Annotated in this window: 26 protein-coding genes; 25 read left to right on the top strand and 1 reads right to left on the bottom strand. The window is 46.0% G+C overall.

Translation table 11 applies throughout. The features are described from left to right. Window positions 1-56: 56 nt before the first annotated feature. A complete protein-coding gene (locus B1A85_RS03000) occupies window positions 57-545 on the bottom strand; it encodes an NAD(P)H-quinone oxidoreductase subunit N (protein WP_104545420.1) in 489 nt (162 codons plus the stop codon). An 871-nt stretch (window positions 546-1,416) separates the two neighbouring features. Between B1A85_RS03000 and rplC the strand changes: the two genes are divergently transcribed. From rplC to B1A85_RS02875, 25 genes are all read left to right on the top strand, one after another. After that, entirely contained in the window at window positions 1,417-2,055 is a 639-nt protein-coding gene (rplC, locus tag B1A85_RS02995) for a 50S ribosomal protein L3 (protein ID WP_104545419.1), read from the top strand. Between the two features lie 91 nt (window positions 2,056-2,146). Further along, on the top strand, window positions 2,147-2,779 hold the full coding sequence (gene rplD, locus B1A85_RS02990; RefSeq protein WP_104545418.1) for a 50S ribosomal protein L4: 633 nt from the start codon (window positions 2,147-2,149) through the stop codon (window positions 2,777-2,779). Beyond that, window positions 2,772-3,086 (top strand): 50S ribosomal protein L23, encoded by a 315-nt coding sequence (locus B1A85_RS02985; RefSeq protein ID WP_104545417.1) that lies wholly within the window; start codon window positions 2,772-2,774, stop codon window positions 3,084-3,086. Before rplD ends, B1A85_RS02985 begins: the two co-directional genes overlap by 8 nt. A 71-nt stretch (window positions 3,087-3,157) precedes the next feature. Beyond that, window positions 3,158-4,021, top strand: coding sequence for a 50S ribosomal protein L2 (rplB, locus tag B1A85_RS02980; RefSeq protein WP_104545416.1), 864 nt, complete (start codon window positions 3,158-3,160; stop codon window positions 4,019-4,021). A gap of 37 nt (window positions 4,022-4,058) precedes the next feature. Continuing rightward, the gene (gene rpsS / locus B1A85_RS02975; protein WP_015187438.1) at window positions 4,059-4,337 is read left to right on the top strand and encodes a 30S ribosomal protein S19; all 279 of its coding nucleotides are present in this window, start codon (window positions 4,059-4,061) and stop codon (window positions 4,335-4,337) included. A 40-nt stretch (window positions 4,338-4,377) separates the two neighbouring features. Beyond that, on the top strand, window positions 4,378-4,746 hold the full coding sequence (rplV, locus tag B1A85_RS02970; RefSeq protein ID WP_015187437.1) for a 50S ribosomal protein L22: 369 nt from the start codon (window positions 4,378-4,380) through the stop codon (window positions 4,744-4,746). An 18-nt stretch (window positions 4,747-4,764) separates the two neighbouring features. After that, window positions 4,765-5,514, top strand: coding sequence for a 30S ribosomal protein S3 (rpsC, locus tag B1A85_RS02965; RefSeq protein WP_104545415.1), 750 nt, complete (start codon window positions 4,765-4,767; stop codon window positions 5,512-5,514). Between the two features lie 42 nt (window positions 5,515-5,556). After that, entirely contained in the window at window positions 5,557-5,976 is a 420-nt protein-coding gene (rplP, locus tag B1A85_RS02960) for a 50S ribosomal protein L16 (RefSeq protein ID WP_073548976.1), read from the top strand. A gap of 3 nt (window positions 5,977-5,979) precedes the next feature. Then, window positions 5,980-6,210, top strand: coding sequence for a 50S ribosomal protein L29 (gene rpmC / locus B1A85_RS02955; RefSeq protein WP_104545414.1), 231 nt, complete (start codon window positions 5,980-5,982; stop codon window positions 6,208-6,210). Between the two features lie 6 nt (window positions 6,211-6,216). Next, window positions 6,217-6,468: a 30S ribosomal protein S17 gene (gene rpsQ, locus B1A85_RS02950; RefSeq protein ID WP_104545413.1), complete on the top strand. Its 252-nt coding sequence runs from the start codon at window positions 6,217-6,219 to the stop codon at window positions 6,466-6,468. An 18-nt stretch (window positions 6,469-6,486) separates the two neighbouring features. Further along, window positions 6,487-6,855, top strand: coding sequence for a 50S ribosomal protein L14 (gene rplN, locus B1A85_RS02945; protein WP_104545412.1), 369 nt, complete (start codon window positions 6,487-6,489; stop codon window positions 6,853-6,855). Next, a complete protein-coding gene (rplX, locus tag B1A85_RS02940) occupies window positions 6,855-7,211 on the top strand; it encodes a 50S ribosomal protein L24 (RefSeq protein ID WP_104545411.1) in 357 nt (118 codons plus the stop codon). Before rplN ends, rplX begins: the two co-directional genes overlap by 1 nt. A 53-nt stretch (window positions 7,212-7,264) precedes the next feature. Beyond that, window positions 7,265-7,810: a 50S ribosomal protein L5 gene (gene rplE, locus B1A85_RS02935; RefSeq protein ID WP_104545410.1), complete on the top strand. Its 546-nt coding sequence runs from the start codon at window positions 7,265-7,267 to the stop codon at window positions 7,808-7,810. A 19-nt stretch (window positions 7,811-7,829) separates the two neighbouring features. Continuing rightward, window positions 7,830-8,231 carry a 30S ribosomal protein S8 gene (rpsH, locus tag B1A85_RS02930; RefSeq protein WP_104545409.1) on the top strand — a complete coding sequence of 134 codons (402 nt, stop codon included), beginning with the start codon at window positions 7,830-7,832 and terminating at the stop codon, window positions 8,229-8,231. 147 nt (window positions 8,232-8,378) lie between these two features. Continuing rightward, complete coding sequence (gene rplF, locus B1A85_RS02925) at window positions 8,379-8,918, top strand: 50S ribosomal protein L6 (protein WP_104545408.1); 540 nt, start codon at window positions 8,379-8,381, stop codon at window positions 8,916-8,918. Then, complete coding sequence (gene rplR, locus B1A85_RS02920) at window positions 8,918-9,280, top strand: 50S ribosomal protein L18 (RefSeq protein WP_104545407.1); 363 nt, start codon at window positions 8,918-8,920, stop codon at window positions 9,278-9,280. The genes rplF and rplR overlap by 1 nt, the downstream gene beginning before the upstream one ends. A gap of 60 nt (window positions 9,281-9,340) precedes the next feature. Then, complete coding sequence (gene rpsE / locus B1A85_RS02915; RefSeq protein ID WP_104545406.1) at window positions 9,341-9,868, top strand: 30S ribosomal protein S5; 528 nt, start codon at window positions 9,341-9,343, stop codon at window positions 9,866-9,868. 35 nt (window positions 9,869-9,903) lie between these two features. Continuing rightward, window positions 9,904-10,356 carry a 50S ribosomal protein L15 gene (rplO, locus tag B1A85_RS02910; protein ID WP_104545405.1) on the top strand — a complete coding sequence of 151 codons (453 nt, stop codon included), beginning with the start codon at window positions 9,904-9,906 and terminating at the stop codon, window positions 10,354-10,356. 72 nt (window positions 10,357-10,428) lie between these two features. Beyond that, window positions 10,429-11,742: a preprotein translocase subunit SecY gene (secY, locus tag B1A85_RS02905; protein WP_104545404.1), complete on the top strand. Its 1,314-nt coding sequence runs from the start codon at window positions 10,429-10,431 to the stop codon at window positions 11,740-11,742. Next, a complete protein-coding gene (locus tag B1A85_RS02900; RefSeq protein ID WP_104545403.1) occupies window positions 11,742-12,299 on the top strand; it encodes an adenylate kinase in 558 nt (185 codons plus the stop codon). The genes secY and B1A85_RS02900 overlap by 1 nt, the downstream gene beginning before the upstream one ends. Before the next feature lie 223 nt (window positions 12,300-12,522). Beyond that, complete coding sequence (gene infA / locus B1A85_RS02895; protein WP_006276978.1) at window positions 12,523-12,747, top strand: translation initiation factor IF-1; 225 nt, start codon at window positions 12,523-12,525, stop codon at window positions 12,745-12,747. A gap of 108 nt (window positions 12,748-12,855) precedes the next feature. Continuing rightward, window positions 12,856-12,969 carry a 50S ribosomal protein L36 gene (gene rpmJ / locus B1A85_RS02890; protein WP_015187421.1) on the top strand — a complete coding sequence of 38 codons (114 nt, stop codon included), beginning with the start codon at window positions 12,856-12,858 and terminating at the stop codon, window positions 12,967-12,969. 83 nt (window positions 12,970-13,052) lie between these two features. Further along, a complete protein-coding gene (rpsM, locus tag B1A85_RS02885; RefSeq protein ID WP_104545402.1) occupies window positions 13,053-13,433 on the top strand; it encodes a 30S ribosomal protein S13 in 381 nt (126 codons plus the stop codon). A 58-nt stretch (window positions 13,434-13,491) separates the two neighbouring features. Further along, window positions 13,492-13,884: a 30S ribosomal protein S11 gene (gene rpsK / locus B1A85_RS02880; RefSeq protein WP_015187419.1), complete on the top strand. Its 393-nt coding sequence runs from the start codon at window positions 13,492-13,494 to the stop codon at window positions 13,882-13,884. Window positions 13,885-14,092: 208 nt separating this feature from the next. Next, complete coding sequence (locus B1A85_RS02875) at window positions 14,093-15,040, top strand: DNA-directed RNA polymerase subunit alpha (RefSeq protein ID WP_104545401.1); 948 nt, start codon at window positions 14,093-14,095, stop codon at window positions 15,038-15,040. Window positions 15,041-15,095 lie beyond the last annotated feature (55 nt).

Here is a 15,095-nt window from a genome sequence, read left to right as displayed (position 1 = left end):
CTTTCTTACCTTTGCTCAAGAAGTTCAAAAGTGCGATCGCCTCAATTGAACACCAACTAAGCACTTTGATAGCTCGTTGGTAATGTATCTTTTAAGGGTGTCCAGCGGAAATAGCGATCGCCTCCCCGTTCGAGGACGATTTTTACCCGTGGCTCTAGGCTTGGTAATTTCGCTAAGTACTCAACTTCCTGATTAGAAAGTAGATGTCCCTCGATCATCCACAACACTAACCCTTTTGACTTAGGAGGTAGTTGTTGTAAATGGTAAGTCACAATCGGTGGAGCATAGTAAACATTTCCTACTGCAGCACCTTTACCAACACTTTTCTTACCAAGATGTGGCGGTCGAACTCCATGAACTTTGGTTAAATATGCAGAAACATCGCCCAAAGACCGCGCCGTAATATGCAATGTAGTATATCCTGCTGCTCGTAGTCGGCGTTGATAGCGACCTTCAAAACCTCCCTCAGGAGGTACGTAAACGCCAAGGGCGCCAACCTTTTCTAGGTCTTTAATAAATTTATTACCGATAACAATGAGTGCCATAAGTTTGTGATTCTCACTTACTCAACATTTGAGGTACTGCAATCTATGTGCGATTACCTGCGCGGGGCATTTCTGATTTTAAGTATCGCTTATATCGTGCCATGCTTGGTATCTCGTGTTCTTCTTGAAGGCTTGTCACTTCTCATTGTTTAAAGTTTTTTGCGCTTATCAATAGAAATACGTAATCTTTTTCATCGGAAAGTCTAATGATGCTATCACCAATACTTAGCTCGTCACATTCCATCCGAAAAACTCGGGCAAGCAGTAGACAAAAACAAATAAATAGTTTATAGTGTTAGATTGTGACCAAAATGCCTTTAGTTTGAGTCAGCAATAGCCTTGATGCTAGGTTATTGACAACGCAAACTACGTGGTAGCAAACGTAAATCAATAGGTTTAGCAGGCGTTGCTATAGTAGCTTATAGCATTAAGCTCTCAGACTATAATCTTGATTGGGAAATTAGGTCAACAAGCAATATCAATTGCTTAACACCTACAACAAAGGCTGTGTAAGGCTCAATGCGCTAAGTGTTTGGATAGTTCCAAGCATTTGTGCGACGAACGTTAGTTCAACGAGCGAGTAATATAGCAAAAGTAGACAGCAATGTAATTAATACCAGCACTATGGTCTAAAGCTCGTTAACTCACCAACATAGATACTAAACGGCTTGCTGTTTAAGTCTAGGTGAGATAGTTAACTGCAATAGCAATATCGCGATAAACCTAAAGTGTCTTTCCACGCGTAGGCTCAAAACTAAAAATGGCTGATTTGCCCAAGCTATTGGGTAAGTGAGTTCATGTCAAACCGGTTACAGCGAATCAGCGATATCCGGTGCTAATTCAACCTTGAAAAAAGGAGAAACCAGTTACTGTGGCTGTAGGTATCCTCGGCACCAAGCTGGGCATGACCCAAGTGTTTGACGAGGCAGGAAAAGCAATTCCTGTAACTGTAGTTCAAGCCGGTCCATGCACAGTTACGCAAATCAAAACCAAACAAACAGATGGTTACGCTGCCATCCAAGTCGGCTACAAAGAAGTTAAGCCGAAAGCGCTTAACAAACCTTTATTAGGTCATCTTGCCAAATCTTCGGCTCCAGCTTTGCGCCATCTGCGCGAGTATCACTTAGATAATCCGAGCGAATACAATTTAGGTCAAGAAATCAAGGCAGATATCTTTACTGCCGGACAAATCGTTGATGTCATTGGCACAAGCATCGGTCGCGGTTTTGCAGGTTATCAAAGGCGGCACAACTTCGGTCGCGGTCCAATGTCACATGGTTCTAAAAACCATCGATTACCTGGTTCAATCGGTGCAGGTACGACACCAGGGCGTGTTTATCCAGGCAAAAGGATGGCAGGTCGCCTAGGTGGAAAACGCGTCACGATTCCTCACCTCACAATTGTCAAAGTAGACTCCGAACGCAACTTGTTGCTAATCAAAGGAGCAGTTCCAGGAAAACCTGGTGCTTTATTGAATATTGTGCCAGCTAAGCGAGGTAGTCAAAAGTAGGGCGACAAATGAATTGCCACTACAGGTGTTCGAGGTAAACGCGTAGTTTACTCTATACACCAAGCGACTACAAAGAAGGGGTAAAGAAGAAATGGTAGAGTGTGTAGTAAAAAACTGGCAGGGAGAAGAGGTAGGGCAAGCAGCACTCGATTTGCAAGTTGCCAATGAAAAAAGTGCCTCGCACATAGTCCACCGTGCATTAGTACGGCAAACAACGAATGCGAGACAAGGCACGGCAAGTACTAAAACTCGTGCAGAAGTCCGTGGTGGGGGTCGCAAACCTTGGCGACAAAAAGGAACAGGTCGCGCGCGGGCTGGTTCGATTCGTTCGCCATTATGGCGTGGCGGTGGTGTCATCTTTGGACCAAAGCCCAGAGACTATGAAATTAAAATGAATCGCAAAGAGCGACGGCTTGCTTTACGCACCGCTTTAGTAAGTCGCGCTGAAGATATAGTCGTTGTGGAAGACTTCGCGAGTGAGTTAGCCCGACCCAAGACAAAAGATTTAATTGCGGCGATCGCGCGCTGGGGAATTGATACAGATACCAAGGTACTGTTGATTCTACCAGAAATGGTAGAAACAATTTATTTATCAGCCCGAAACGTTGCACAAATTAAGCTAATCACCGCAGATCAGTTAAATGTCTACGACTTGTTAAACGCTGACCGGATCGTGACAACAGTAGCTGCTATTGAAAAAATTCAGGAGGTCTACGGTGCCTAAAATTGATCGGCGATCGCTCCCTGATTTAGTACGTCGTCCTATACTCACCGAAAAGGCGACGCGGCTGATGGAGGAAAACAAATTTACTTTTGAAGTGACTCCAAAAGCAACAAAACCACAAATCAAAGCAGCGATCGAGGACTTATTTGAAGTCAAAGTTGTTCAAGTTAATACCCAACAGCAGCCGCGCAAGCAGCGTCGGGTCGGGCGATTTGTTGGTTTTAAGCCCCAATACAAGAAAGCTATTGTCACGGTAGCGACTGGGGAAGAAGACAAAATTAGAAAAGTCCTGTTCCCAGATGTTTAGTGAATTGTCAGTTGGACGCTAGCTGATGCCACGCGCAATTCAAAATTGTCAACACAACAACCAAACAACTTATGGGTACACGCTCTTATCGACCATATACACCCAGTACGCGCCAACGCGTTGTCTCTGACTTTAGCGAAATTACCAAGACTGAGCCAGAGCGATCGCTTACTGTATCAATCCACCGTGCTAAAGGTCGGAACAATCGCGGAGTAATTACAAGCCGCCGTCGCGGTGGCGGACACAAGCGTTTGTATCGAATCATCGACTTTAAACGGAACAAACACAATATTCCCGCTAAAGTTGCCGCGATCGAGTACGATCCCAACCGTAACGCGCGCATTGCGCTGCTATATTACCAAGACGGCGAAAAGCGGTATATTCTCCAACCCAACGGCTTAAAAGTCGGACAAACTGTAATTTCTGGACCCGATGCACCCTTTGAGGACGGCAATGCCTTACCACTCAGCCGCATTCCTCTAGGAACAACCGTTCACAACGTTGAACTGTATCCTGGTCGCGGTGCGCAAATTGTCCGCGCCGCAGGTGCTAGCGCGCAGGTTGTCGCTAAAGAAGGTAACTACGTGACACTCAAACTGCCTTCTGGCGAAGTCCGCATGATCCGCCGCGAATGCTACGCCACGATTGGGCAAGTTGGCAATATTGAGGCGCGTAACCTCAGTGCTGGAAAAGCTGGACACAATCGTTGGAAAGGACGCCGACCCAAAGTCAGGGGTAGTGTAATGAACCCCGTCGATCATCCGCATGGTGGTGGAGAGGGTAGAGCGCCCATTGGGAGACCAGGTCCTGTGACACCGTGGGGTAAACCAGCATTGGGAGCTAAGACACGCAAGCCGAAAAAAGCGAGTAATGCTTTGATCGTTCGCCGTCGACGTAAGTCTTCCAAACGCGGTCGCGGTGGCAGAGAATCATAATTCTACATCGAACACATCTAATATCCGAAATTGAGCTATGGGTCGTTCTCTCAAAAAAGGTCCTTTTGTCGCTGACAGTTTGCTCAGCAAAATTGAAAAGCTAAATGCAAAAGGCGAAAAACAAGTTATTAAAACCTGGTCGCGAGCGTCTACCATCTTGCCTCAGATGGTTGGTCACACAATTGCCGTCCATAATGGACGCCAACACGTACCAGTCTTTATCAACGAGCAAATGGTAGGACACAAGCTAGGCGAGTTTGCGCCAACACGTACTTTTCGCGGTCATGCCAAAAGCGATAAGAAAGCAGGGAGATAGATAGCTAATAGCTAACGCTAACAGCTAGAGGAGAAAGGTTATGGCTAGTGATACTACAGAAGTAAAAGCAAGCGCGCGCTACATTCGGATGTCTCCTTATAAAGTACGTCGCGTTCTCGATCAAATTCGCGGGCGATCGTACCGCGAAGCACTGATTATTCTTGAATTCATGCCCTACAGAGCGTGCGATCCGATCCTCAAAGTGCTCAGAAGCGCAGTTGCTAATGCCGAACACAATGCGGGATTAAATCCAGCCGAACTCAAAATAACTCAAGCGTATGCGGATCAAGGTCCTGTGCTTAAGCGCTTTCAACCTAGAGCGCAAGGGCGGGCTTACCAAATTCGCAAACCTACGTGCCACATTACTGTAGCCGTCGCTACAGATGCAGCATTAGCAGCAGAAAGTTAGTAACTAGAGGAAGTATTTGTGGGACAGAAAATTCATCCAGTTGGTTTTCGCCTAGGAGTAACTCAGGAACACCAATCGCGGTGGTTTGCTGAACCAGCGCGCTATCCTGAGATTTTGAAAGAAGATCATAAGCTGCGCAACTATATCGAGCAAAAGCTCGGCAGACTCGCACAAAATAACGCAGGAATTTCGGAAGTACGGATCGAGCGTAAAGCAGATCAAATCGACCTAGAAGTACGTACTGCTCGCCCCGGCGTCGTTGTCGGTCGAGGTGGTACAGGAATCGAATCGCTGCGCACAGGATTACAAGAATTACTCGGTGGTAACCGTCAAATTCGCATTAATGTAGTCGAAGTGCAGCAAGTCGATGCTGATGCTTATCTGATTGCTGAATATATTGCACAGCAGTTAGAACGTCGCGTTTCGTTTCGCCGCGTCGTCCGTCAAACGATTCAGCGCGCTCAAAAAGCAGGAATTCAAGGCATCCGCATTCAAGTCAGCGGTCGATTAAATGGTGCAGAAATTGCGCGTACCGAGTGGACTCGTGAAGGTAGAGTTCCTCTACACACGTTACGGGCAGATATTGACTATGCCTACACCACTGCTCAAACGATCTACGGAATTTTAGGCATTAAGGTATGGATCTTTAAAGGAGAAATTATTCCTGGACAAGAGCAAGCACCAACACCATCATCAAATCAGCCGCGTCGTCGCCAACCACAACAGCGCCGTCGTCAGCAGTTTGAAGACCGTTCCAACGAAGAATGAAATCCGTTAGCGGTTAGTTAATTGCGCAGAAGGTACTAAATCATGTTAAGTCCTAGAAGAACAAAATTCCGCAAACAGCAGCGCGGACGGATGGAAGGAGTCGCCACGCGAGGTAATACCCTTAATTTTGGTGACTTTGGTCTTCAAGCGCTAGAACCTGCTTGGATCACCTCACGTCAAATCGAGGCTTCGCGTCGAGCAATGACTCGATACATTCGCCGTGGTGGAAAAATTTGGATTCGTATTTTTCCTGATAAACCAGTAACAATGCGCCCAGCCGAAACGCGGATGGGTTCGGGTAAAGGTTCTCCCGAATACTGGGTAGCAGTTGTTAAACCAGGACGTATTTTATTTGAAATCGCGGGTGTACCTGAAGCAACCGCGCGCGAAGCAATGCGCTTGGCAATGTACAAGTTGCCGATCAAAACAAAGTTTATTGTGCGTTCTGAGGAGGAGGTTTAATCAATGCCACTTCCAAAAATTTCCGAAGCGAGAAACTTGAGTGACGAAGAACTAGCTACTCAAATCGCAGCGCTGAAGAAGCAACTCTTTCAACTGCGCCTACAAAGAGCTACGCGACAGTTAGAAAAACCACATCAGTTTAAGCACGCTAGACACCAGCTAGCTCAATTACTCACCGTAGAACACGAAAGAAAGCTCGCAGCACAATCATCACAGTCGGTTGCAGAAAAATAAATCACTATGGCAGTTAAAGAACGAGTTGGCGTAGTAGTGAGCGACAAAATGGAAAAAACGGTCGTCGTTGCCGTAGAAAACCGCGCTCCTCACCCCAAGTACGGAAAAATCGTCGTCCAAACGCGGCGCTATAAAGCTCATGATGAAGCAAATGAGTGTAAAGAAGGCGATCGCGTCCGCATCCAAGAAACTAGACCGCTCAGCCGCACAAAACGCTGGGTAGTTAAAGAAATTCTGAGTAGTGCCACTACTAGCTAGACAATCGGGAGACAAACTGTGATTCAACCCCAGTCTTACCTTAATGTTGCTGATAATAGCGGTGCGCGCAAACTTATGTGCATCCGCGTTATGGGTGCAGGTAATCGCCGTTATGGCAATGTAGGCGATGTGATTATCGCTGTTGTAAAAGACGCCATTCCGAATATGGCAGTAAAAAAATCAGATGTTGTGCGGGCAGTAATTGTGCGTACGCGTAAAGGATTGCGCCGCGAAAGTGGCATGAGCATTCGCTTTGATGACAATGCTGCAGTTATTATCAACGCCGATGGTAATCCCAGAGGTACGCGTGTTTTTGGACCTGTTGCCCGCGAACTACGCGACAAAAACTTTACCAAAATTGTTTCCCTGGCTCCGGAGGTGCTGTAATGGCTGCACGTAAGAATGGAAATGCGCCGATTCGCCATAAAATGCACGTCAAAACCGGAGATACTGTACAAGTCATCTCAGGTAGCGACAAAGGTAAAGTCGGCGAAGTTCTCAAGACGTATCCTAAATTAAGCAAAGTGATCGTCAAAGGCGTGAATGTCAAAACCAAACACGTCAAACCAACCCAAGAAGGTGAATCTGGTCGAATCGTAACTTCAGAAGCTCCGATTCACAGTTCTAATGTCATGCTCTACTCGACGAAGCAAAACATTGCCAGTCGCGTTTGCTACACCTTTAACGAGCAAGGTCGTAAAGTCCGAATGCTTAAAAAAACAGGTGAAATTCTTGATAAATAGCTTAAAAGCTAATTATTCCTGACCAAGACCAGGAAGAAGTAAAAGTAAAAACTATGACAGCACGACTCAAAACCCTATATCAAGAAAAGATAGTCCCGCAACTGATGGAGCAATTTCAGTACACGAATATCCATCAGGTGCCAAAGCTTGTAAAAGTCACAGTTAACCGAGGTTTGGGCGAAGCTGCACAAAACGCAAAAGCCCTCGAATCGTCGATTAACGAGATTGCCACAATTACAGGACAAAAACCTGTTGTGACGCGCGCCAAAAAAGCGATCGCTGGCTTCAAAATTCGCCAAGGTATGCCTGTGGGACTGATGGTAACATTGCGCGGCGAACGCATGTATGCCTTTGTCGATCGACTCGTTAACTTGGCGTTACCGCGAATTCGCGACTTTCGCGGCATCAGCCCCAAAAGCTTTGATGGACGTGGTAACTACACCCTTGGAGTTCGCGAACAACTTATCTTTCCAGAAGTTGATTACGACAGCATCGACCAAATCCGAGGCATGGATATTTCCATTATCACAACAGCAAAAAACGATGAAGAGGGTCGCGCATTACTCACAGCAATGGGAATGCCTTTCCGGGATCAATAAAGTTTATTAAGAGGAAACGATGGCGGCTAACGACACAATTGCAGATATGCTGACGCGCATCCGCAATGCTAATATGGCGCGGCATCAGACAACACAGATACCAGCCACAAAGATGACCCGCAGCATTGCTCAAGTATTAAAAGACGAAGGGTTTATCGCCGATTTTGAAGAGGTAGGCGAAGGCGTAAAACGTAACTTAGTTATCTCGCTCAAATACAAAGGTAAAAATCGCCAGCCTTTAATTACTGCGTTAAAGCGCATTAGCAAACCAGGTTTACGCGTTTACTCGAACCGCAAAGAGTTACCACGCGTACTCGGTGGCATCGGTATTGCGATTATTTCGACTTCTAGCGGCATCATGACCGATCGCGAAGCCCGACGTCAAGGCTTAGGCGGTGAAGTGCTTTGCTATGTTTGGTGAAACAACTAGCTGAGCAAGAACGTAACTTCAAGGCTGGTAACTGGTTATTGGTCATCATCATTACCTATTGCCCAACAACCGAAAGGTGTGATTTTTAATTATGCCCGTTTAGTTAGTAGCTAGTTGATTAGGAATACATCATAAGTCATGTCTCGAATCGGTAAGCGCCCAATTACAATCCCCGCCAAAGTACAAGTTACGATTGACGGGTCACAAGTTACAGTTAAAGGACCAAAAGGCGAACTTTCGCGCGAACTGCCTTCTGCAGTCACCATTGAGCAAGAAGGCGATACGCTGCTAGTTAAAAGAAAAGACGACTCGCGGATAGCCCGCCAGATGCATGGTTTATCGCGCACGCTGGTCGCTAATATGGTTGATGGTGTCTCACAAGGATTTCAACGTCGGCTAGAAATTCAAGGAGTCGGCTATCGTGCCGCGGTTCAAGGTCGCAATCTAACACTTAACGTAGGATACAGCCATCCAGTACAAATCGAACCACCGGAAGGAATTCAACTTGCTGTAGAAAACAATACGAACGTCATTGTTAGCGGTTTCGATAAAGAACTGGTAGGCAATACGGCGGCAAAAATTCGCGATGTTCGCCCGCCCGAACCATATAAAGGTAAAGGCATTCGCTACGCTGGTGAATTTGTCAGACGTAAAGCTGGTAAGGCAGGTAAGAAGTAATGAAATTAGATCGGAGAGAATCGAAAAAAATTCGACATCGCCGCATTCGAGGAAAAGTCAGCGGTTCCCCAGAACGTCCTCGTTTAGCTGTGTTTCGTTCGCACCAACATATCTACGCGCAGGTGATTGACGATACACAACACCACACACTTGTTGCGGCTTCGTCGCTAGAGCCAACTTTGAAGCAATCGTTGAAATCTGGCGCAACTTGCGAAGCCTCTACTGAGGTTGGAAAATTAATTGCGCAGCGATCGCTCGCAAAAGGCATCTCTAAAGTTGTGTTTGACCGCGGAGGAAACTTGTATCACGGTCGCGTCAAAGCCCTGGCTGAAGCGGCGCGCGAAGCAGGATTAGATTTTTAATTGTGCCAGTCGCTAACAATTAGCAACAGAGCATAAAAATATTTTAAAAGGATACAAACTATGGCAACTGGTGGTCGTCGTAAAAGTAACCGTGTAAAAGAAAAAGAAACTAACTGGCAAGAGCGAGTGATTCAAATTCGCCGTGTCAGCAAGGTAGTAAAAGGTGGTAAGAAACTCAGCTTTCGTGCAGTTGTCGCAGTTGGTAACGAGCGCGGTCAAGTCGGTATTGGCGTGGGTAAAGCGGGAGATGTCATTGGTGCGGTAAAAAAAGGTGTCGCCGATGGTAAAAAGCATCTCATCGATGTTCCTCTCACCAATTCCAACTCGATTCCCCACCCTATCAACGGTAGTGGTGGTGGTGCAAAAGTCATCATGCGCCCAGCAGCCCCTGGAACAGGTGTAATTGCAGGTGGTGCAGTACGTACTGTGCTAGAACTTGCTGGCGTGCGCAATGTACTAGCCAAGCAACTTGGTTCGAATAACCCACTCAACAACGCTCGCGCAGCGGTTAACGCACTATCAACTCTTCGGACTTTTTCCGAAGTTGCAGAAGAGCGTGGCATTCCAATTGAAAACCTCTACGCTTAATCCATTTTGTCCAACTCAAAACGAGTATCAAGTCAATGAGACTAACTGATCCTAAGCCTCAAGCAGGCTCAAAAAAACGCCGCCGTCGTGTTGGTCGCGGTATTTCGGCAGGTCAAGGAGCAAGTGCTGGTCTAGGTATGCGCGGGCAAAAAGCTCGTTCTGGTAGCAGTACCAGACCAGGCTTTGAAGGTGGTCAACAACCTTTGTATCGACGCATTCCCAAACTCAAAGGCTTTCCGATCGTTAATCGTAAGCGGTACACTACGATCAATGTAGAAAAGCTGGCATCACTTCCGGCTAACACAGAAGTCAATCTAGCTTCGTTACGCGAAGCCGGTATTCTTACTGCTGTACAGGGACCGTTAAAAATTTTGGGAAACGGGGAAATTAATGTTCCCTTGCGAGTCCAAGCTGCAGCTTTCACTAAGCAGGCGCGTGAGAAAATCACAGCAGCTGGTGGAAATTGTGAAGTTCTCGATTCCAAATAAAGTGAAACCCTGTTTTCTGGTAGACGAGTACCTTAAACAACCCCAGCCGGATTACAAAAAAGGTACCTCTTTATGATTAGCAGAGACAAAGCCCCAACGGCACAAGAGACTTTTATGCAGATGGCACAAGCAGCTGGTTTGCGAAGGCGACTGCTTGTGACCATTGGTATTTTGATTTTGGCGCGTCTTGGCGTCTTTTTACCTGTTCCGGGAATTAATCGCGCTTTATTTGCCCAAGCAAGTCAAGCTGGCAACAATGCCTTATTTGGTTTCTTAGATATTTTTTCTGGAGGCGGACTTTCAACGCTGGGAGTCTTTGCTCTAGGAATTTTGCCGTACATTAATGCTTCTATTATCATCCAATTGTTGACCGCTGCTATCCCAGCTTTAGAAAATCTTCAGAAAAATGAAGGTGAAGCCGGACGGCGGAAAATTTCCCAAATTACCCGTTATGTGGCTTTAGGTTGGGCAATTCTCCAAAGTATTTTTATTGCGGCTTTTTGGCTACAACCCTATGCATTCAACCCAGGTCCTGTCTTTGTCGCCGAGACAGCGATCGCACTTACGGCTGGTTCCATGTTCATCATGTGGGCGTCGGAATTAATTACCGAACGCGGCGTTGGTAATGGAGCATCTCTTTTGATTTTTGTCAACATCGTCGCTTCACTTCCTAGAGCCTTAGGAGACACGATCGCATTTGCACAAACGGGTAGCAGAGAAGCTGTCGGCGGCGTCGTTGTTCTGCTATTGGTCTTCCTCGCTATGATCGTCGGTATTGTCTTCGTTCAAGAAGGAACCCGCCGTATCCCGATTATTTCTGCACGCAGACAAGTTGGTCGACGCTTTTTCCAAGAACAACGTAGCTACTTACCCTTGCGCCTCAACCAAGGCGGCGTTATGCCTATCATTTTTGCTTCTGCCGTCCTGATTTTGCCCGCTTCTTTGGCAAGTTTTACCCGCAATGAATTTCTGTTGAGAATTGCCAATTATCTGAACCCTAGCGGTCCTACTCCTTGGATTTACGCACTCGCTTACCTTGTTTTAATTCTGTTCTTCAGCTACTTCTACGCGACATTAATCGTTAATCCAGTCGATTTAGCGCAAAACTTGAAGAAAATGGGTGCTACAATTCCAGGAATTCGCCCTGGCAGAGCTACAAGTGAGTATGTCGAGCGTGTCTTGAACCGTTTAACTTTTTTAGGCGCCATCTTTCTAGGTTTGGTAGCCATTATTCCAACTGCCGTGGAAAGTGCAACTCAAGTTCGTACTTTCCAAGGTTTAGGCGCAACGTCTTTGCTCATTCTAGTTGGTGTTGCTATTGACACAGCAAAGCAAATTCAAACTTACGTGATTTCCCAACGTTATGAAGGAATGGTGAAACAATAGTGACGCGATTGATTTTCCTGGGAGCGCCAGGTGCGGGTAAAGGTACTCAAGCTCAAACCTTGGCTCATCACAGGAATATTCCTCATGTTTCCACTGGCGATATTTTGCGCCAAGCAATGCAAAAGCAAACACCTTTGGGTGTCAGGGCGCAAGATTATGTCTCGCGGGGTGAACTAGTTCCCGATCAATTAGTCAATGACTTGGTTGAGGAACGCCTCGATGAACCCGATGCTCAAGATGGCTGGATTCTAGATGGATTTCCCCGCAAGGTGAGTCAAGCCTTCTTTTTGGATGAACTGCTACAACAAAAGCAAATTCATCAAGACGTTCGGGTGATTAATTTAGAAGTACCGGACGATGTACTAATAGCAAGGCTTTTAGGACGCGGTCGCGCAGACGATAACGAAGAAGTGATTCGTCGGCGTTTAGAAGTATACCGCGAGCAAACAGCTCCATTAATCGACTTTTACCGCGATCGCCAGCAACTTGTCTCTGTTAATGGTAATCAATCTTTGGAGGAAGTGACCGCGGAATTGCTCAATGTAATTGATTCTTAAAGAAAGTTATCTTGAACTTTATGGCAGCTGGCAGTAATACATCCACGATCGAGTGTTACCGCTTTCTGCCACCTTCTGGTTTGATATCTCAAATTTCCAGCGAATTTTAATAAAATATATTAATGATAAGCTGGAAGGTTTTAACAATCGTCTTTCATTGCTCGCAATCAGACGAGCGGCTGCTTTAATTTACAGCAGCATGTTGAGTTGAGGAACGTTTAAATTGTCTAAACAAGATTTAATTGAGATGGAAGGCACAGTCACCGAGTCATTGCCTAATGCGATGTTTCGGGTAGACCTTGACAATGGTTTTAATGTTTTAGCACACATTTCTGGCAAGATCCGCCGTAACTATATCAAAATTTTACCTGGCGATCGCGTCAAAGTAGAGTTAACGCCATACGATTTAACAAAAGGCAGAATCACTTATCGGTTGCGTAAAAAATAGCATTTTCCCCAGTCAGGGAGCATTTCTTTGGCTGAAAAGCCACTTCCAGTTACCTTGCTTCACTCATAAAAATATTGATATAATATAGAGTTTGTAATAAAGGGAAAAATGAAAGTTAGAGCATCAGTCAAAAAAATTTGCGAAAAGTGCAGTATTATCCGCCGCAAAGGTCGGGTAATGGTAATTTGCGAAAATCCTAAACATAAGCAACGCCAAGGCTAGACACGAGCACAGCATAAGGGTTTAGTATCAGTGGCATCTTCAAACATTATCGTAGCGATCGCAGGAATAGGGAGAAATTCATTGTGGCAAGAATTGCAGGTGTAGACCTTCCACGCGACAAACGCGTTGAAATTGGTCTTACTTACATTTATGGAATTGGGCTAACTCGCTCAAAAGAGGTTTTGGCGCAAACCGGCGTCAACCCAGATACTCGTGTCAAAGATTTAAGCGATACTGACGTGGCAGCGTTGAGAAACGCAATCGAAAGCAACTATCAAGTCGAAGGTGACCTAAGACGCTTGGAGGCAATGAACATCAAGCGCTTAGTTGATATCGGAACATATCGCGGTCGTCGCCATCGTATGGGTTTACCTGTACGCGGACAACGGACGCGGACAAATGCACGGACTCGTCGTGGTAGACGTCAAACCGTAGCAGGTAAGAAGAAAGCCCCTGGTAAGTAAGACTTAAATCATTCAGTGAAACTCCCACGAACAACCAAGCTAATTATTTCTTAGCATTATGGCGCGACAACAGAAAAAATCAGGTACGAAAAAGCAAAAACGCAATGTCCCAAATGGCATTGCTTACATTCAATCAACTTTCAACAATAGTATCGTGACGATTGCCGACCAAAACGGCGATGTTATCTCTTGGGCTTCAGCCGGTTCGAGCGGCTTTAAAGGAGCAAAAAAAGGCACTCCATACGCTGCACAAACAGCAGCCGAAAGTGCAGCCCGACAAGCAACTGACCAAGGGATGCGTCAAATCGAAGTCATGGTCAGCGGTCCTGGCGCAGGTCGCGAAACTGCCATTCGAGCATTGCAGGGGGCAGGATTAGAAATCACATTGATTCGAGATATTACCCCAATTCCGCACAATGGTTGCCGTCCGCCAAAGCGCCGTCGAGTCTAATCAAGGTAGTACAGTAGGCGGCAGCATTTTTGAATTTTGCTTGAGCAAGCTTTTGAGGCAAGCTAAAACAACTTTGTAACTATAAAAAAGCACATTGTCTCGTTTGTGGTAGCCGCCGTTAATGAAACAGTGGCAGCGAGGCATTTGCGCATTTAAATTAGGCAACTATGCCTATATTGGCATCTAAATTACTAAGGGAGGTCGCTCCGTGGCGCAGTTTCAAATTGAATGTGTCGAGTCTAATACGCTAGAGAATCGGAGTCAATACAGTAGATTTGTTCTGGAACCTCTCGATCGCGGTCAAGGAACGACCGTTGGCAACGCGTTAAGACGGACTTTGTTATCTAATCTAGAAGGAACAGCAATTACCGCTGTTCGGATTGCTGGCGTAAGTCACGAATTTGCCACAATTCCAGGTGTTCGAGAAGACGTGCTAGAGATTCTCATGCACATGAAAGAGATTGTGCTCAAAAGCTACTCTTCACAGCCGCAAATTGGGCGTTTACTCGTGACAGGACCTGCCACCGTAACAGCAGAACACTTCGATCTGCCATCCGAGGTAGAAATTATTGACCCAACTCAGTACGTAGCAACCGTCGCTGAAGGTGCGAAACTCGAAATGGAATTTCGGATCGATCGCGGTAAAGGCTATCGGACAGTCGAACGGGGTCGCGACGAAGCTACAGCTTTAGACTTTCTCCAAATCGACTCGGTTTTCATGCCGGTACGCAAAGTCAACTATAGCGTCGAAGATGCTCGCGTTGATGGTTCTTTGCAGAAAGACCGCTTGATTTTAGAAATTTGGACAAATGGTAGCGTAACTCCGCAAGAAGCACTTTCATCAGCTGCCAATATCTTAGTCGATCTGTTTAACCCACTCAAAGATATTTCGCTCGAGGCGATGAAAGATGAATCGCCAACGGATGAAGACCCTACCAGTCAAATTCCAATCGAAGAACTTCAGCTTTCGGTAAGAGCCTACAATTGCTTGAAGCGGGCACAAGTCAACTCAGTAGCAGACTTATTAGATTACACTCAAGAAGATTTATTAGAAATCAAAAACTTTGGGCAGAAGTCTGCAGAAGAAGTTATTGAAGCCTTGCAAGAGCGTTTAGGCATCACGTTACCACACGAAAAGTCTGCCAAACCATCGTAGTCGACTATGTTGTGAGTTGCTAGCAGTAACTCAAGACAATCTTGCATAAACCTCA

Source organism: Chroococcidiopsis sp. TS-821 (assembly GCF_002939305.1).
In the GTDB taxonomy this organism is placed as follows: Bacteria; Cyanobacteriota; Cyanobacteriia; order Cyanobacteriales; family Chroococcidiopsidaceae; genus Chroogloeocystis.
This window is presented reverse-complemented; position numbering and strand designations above follow the sequence as displayed.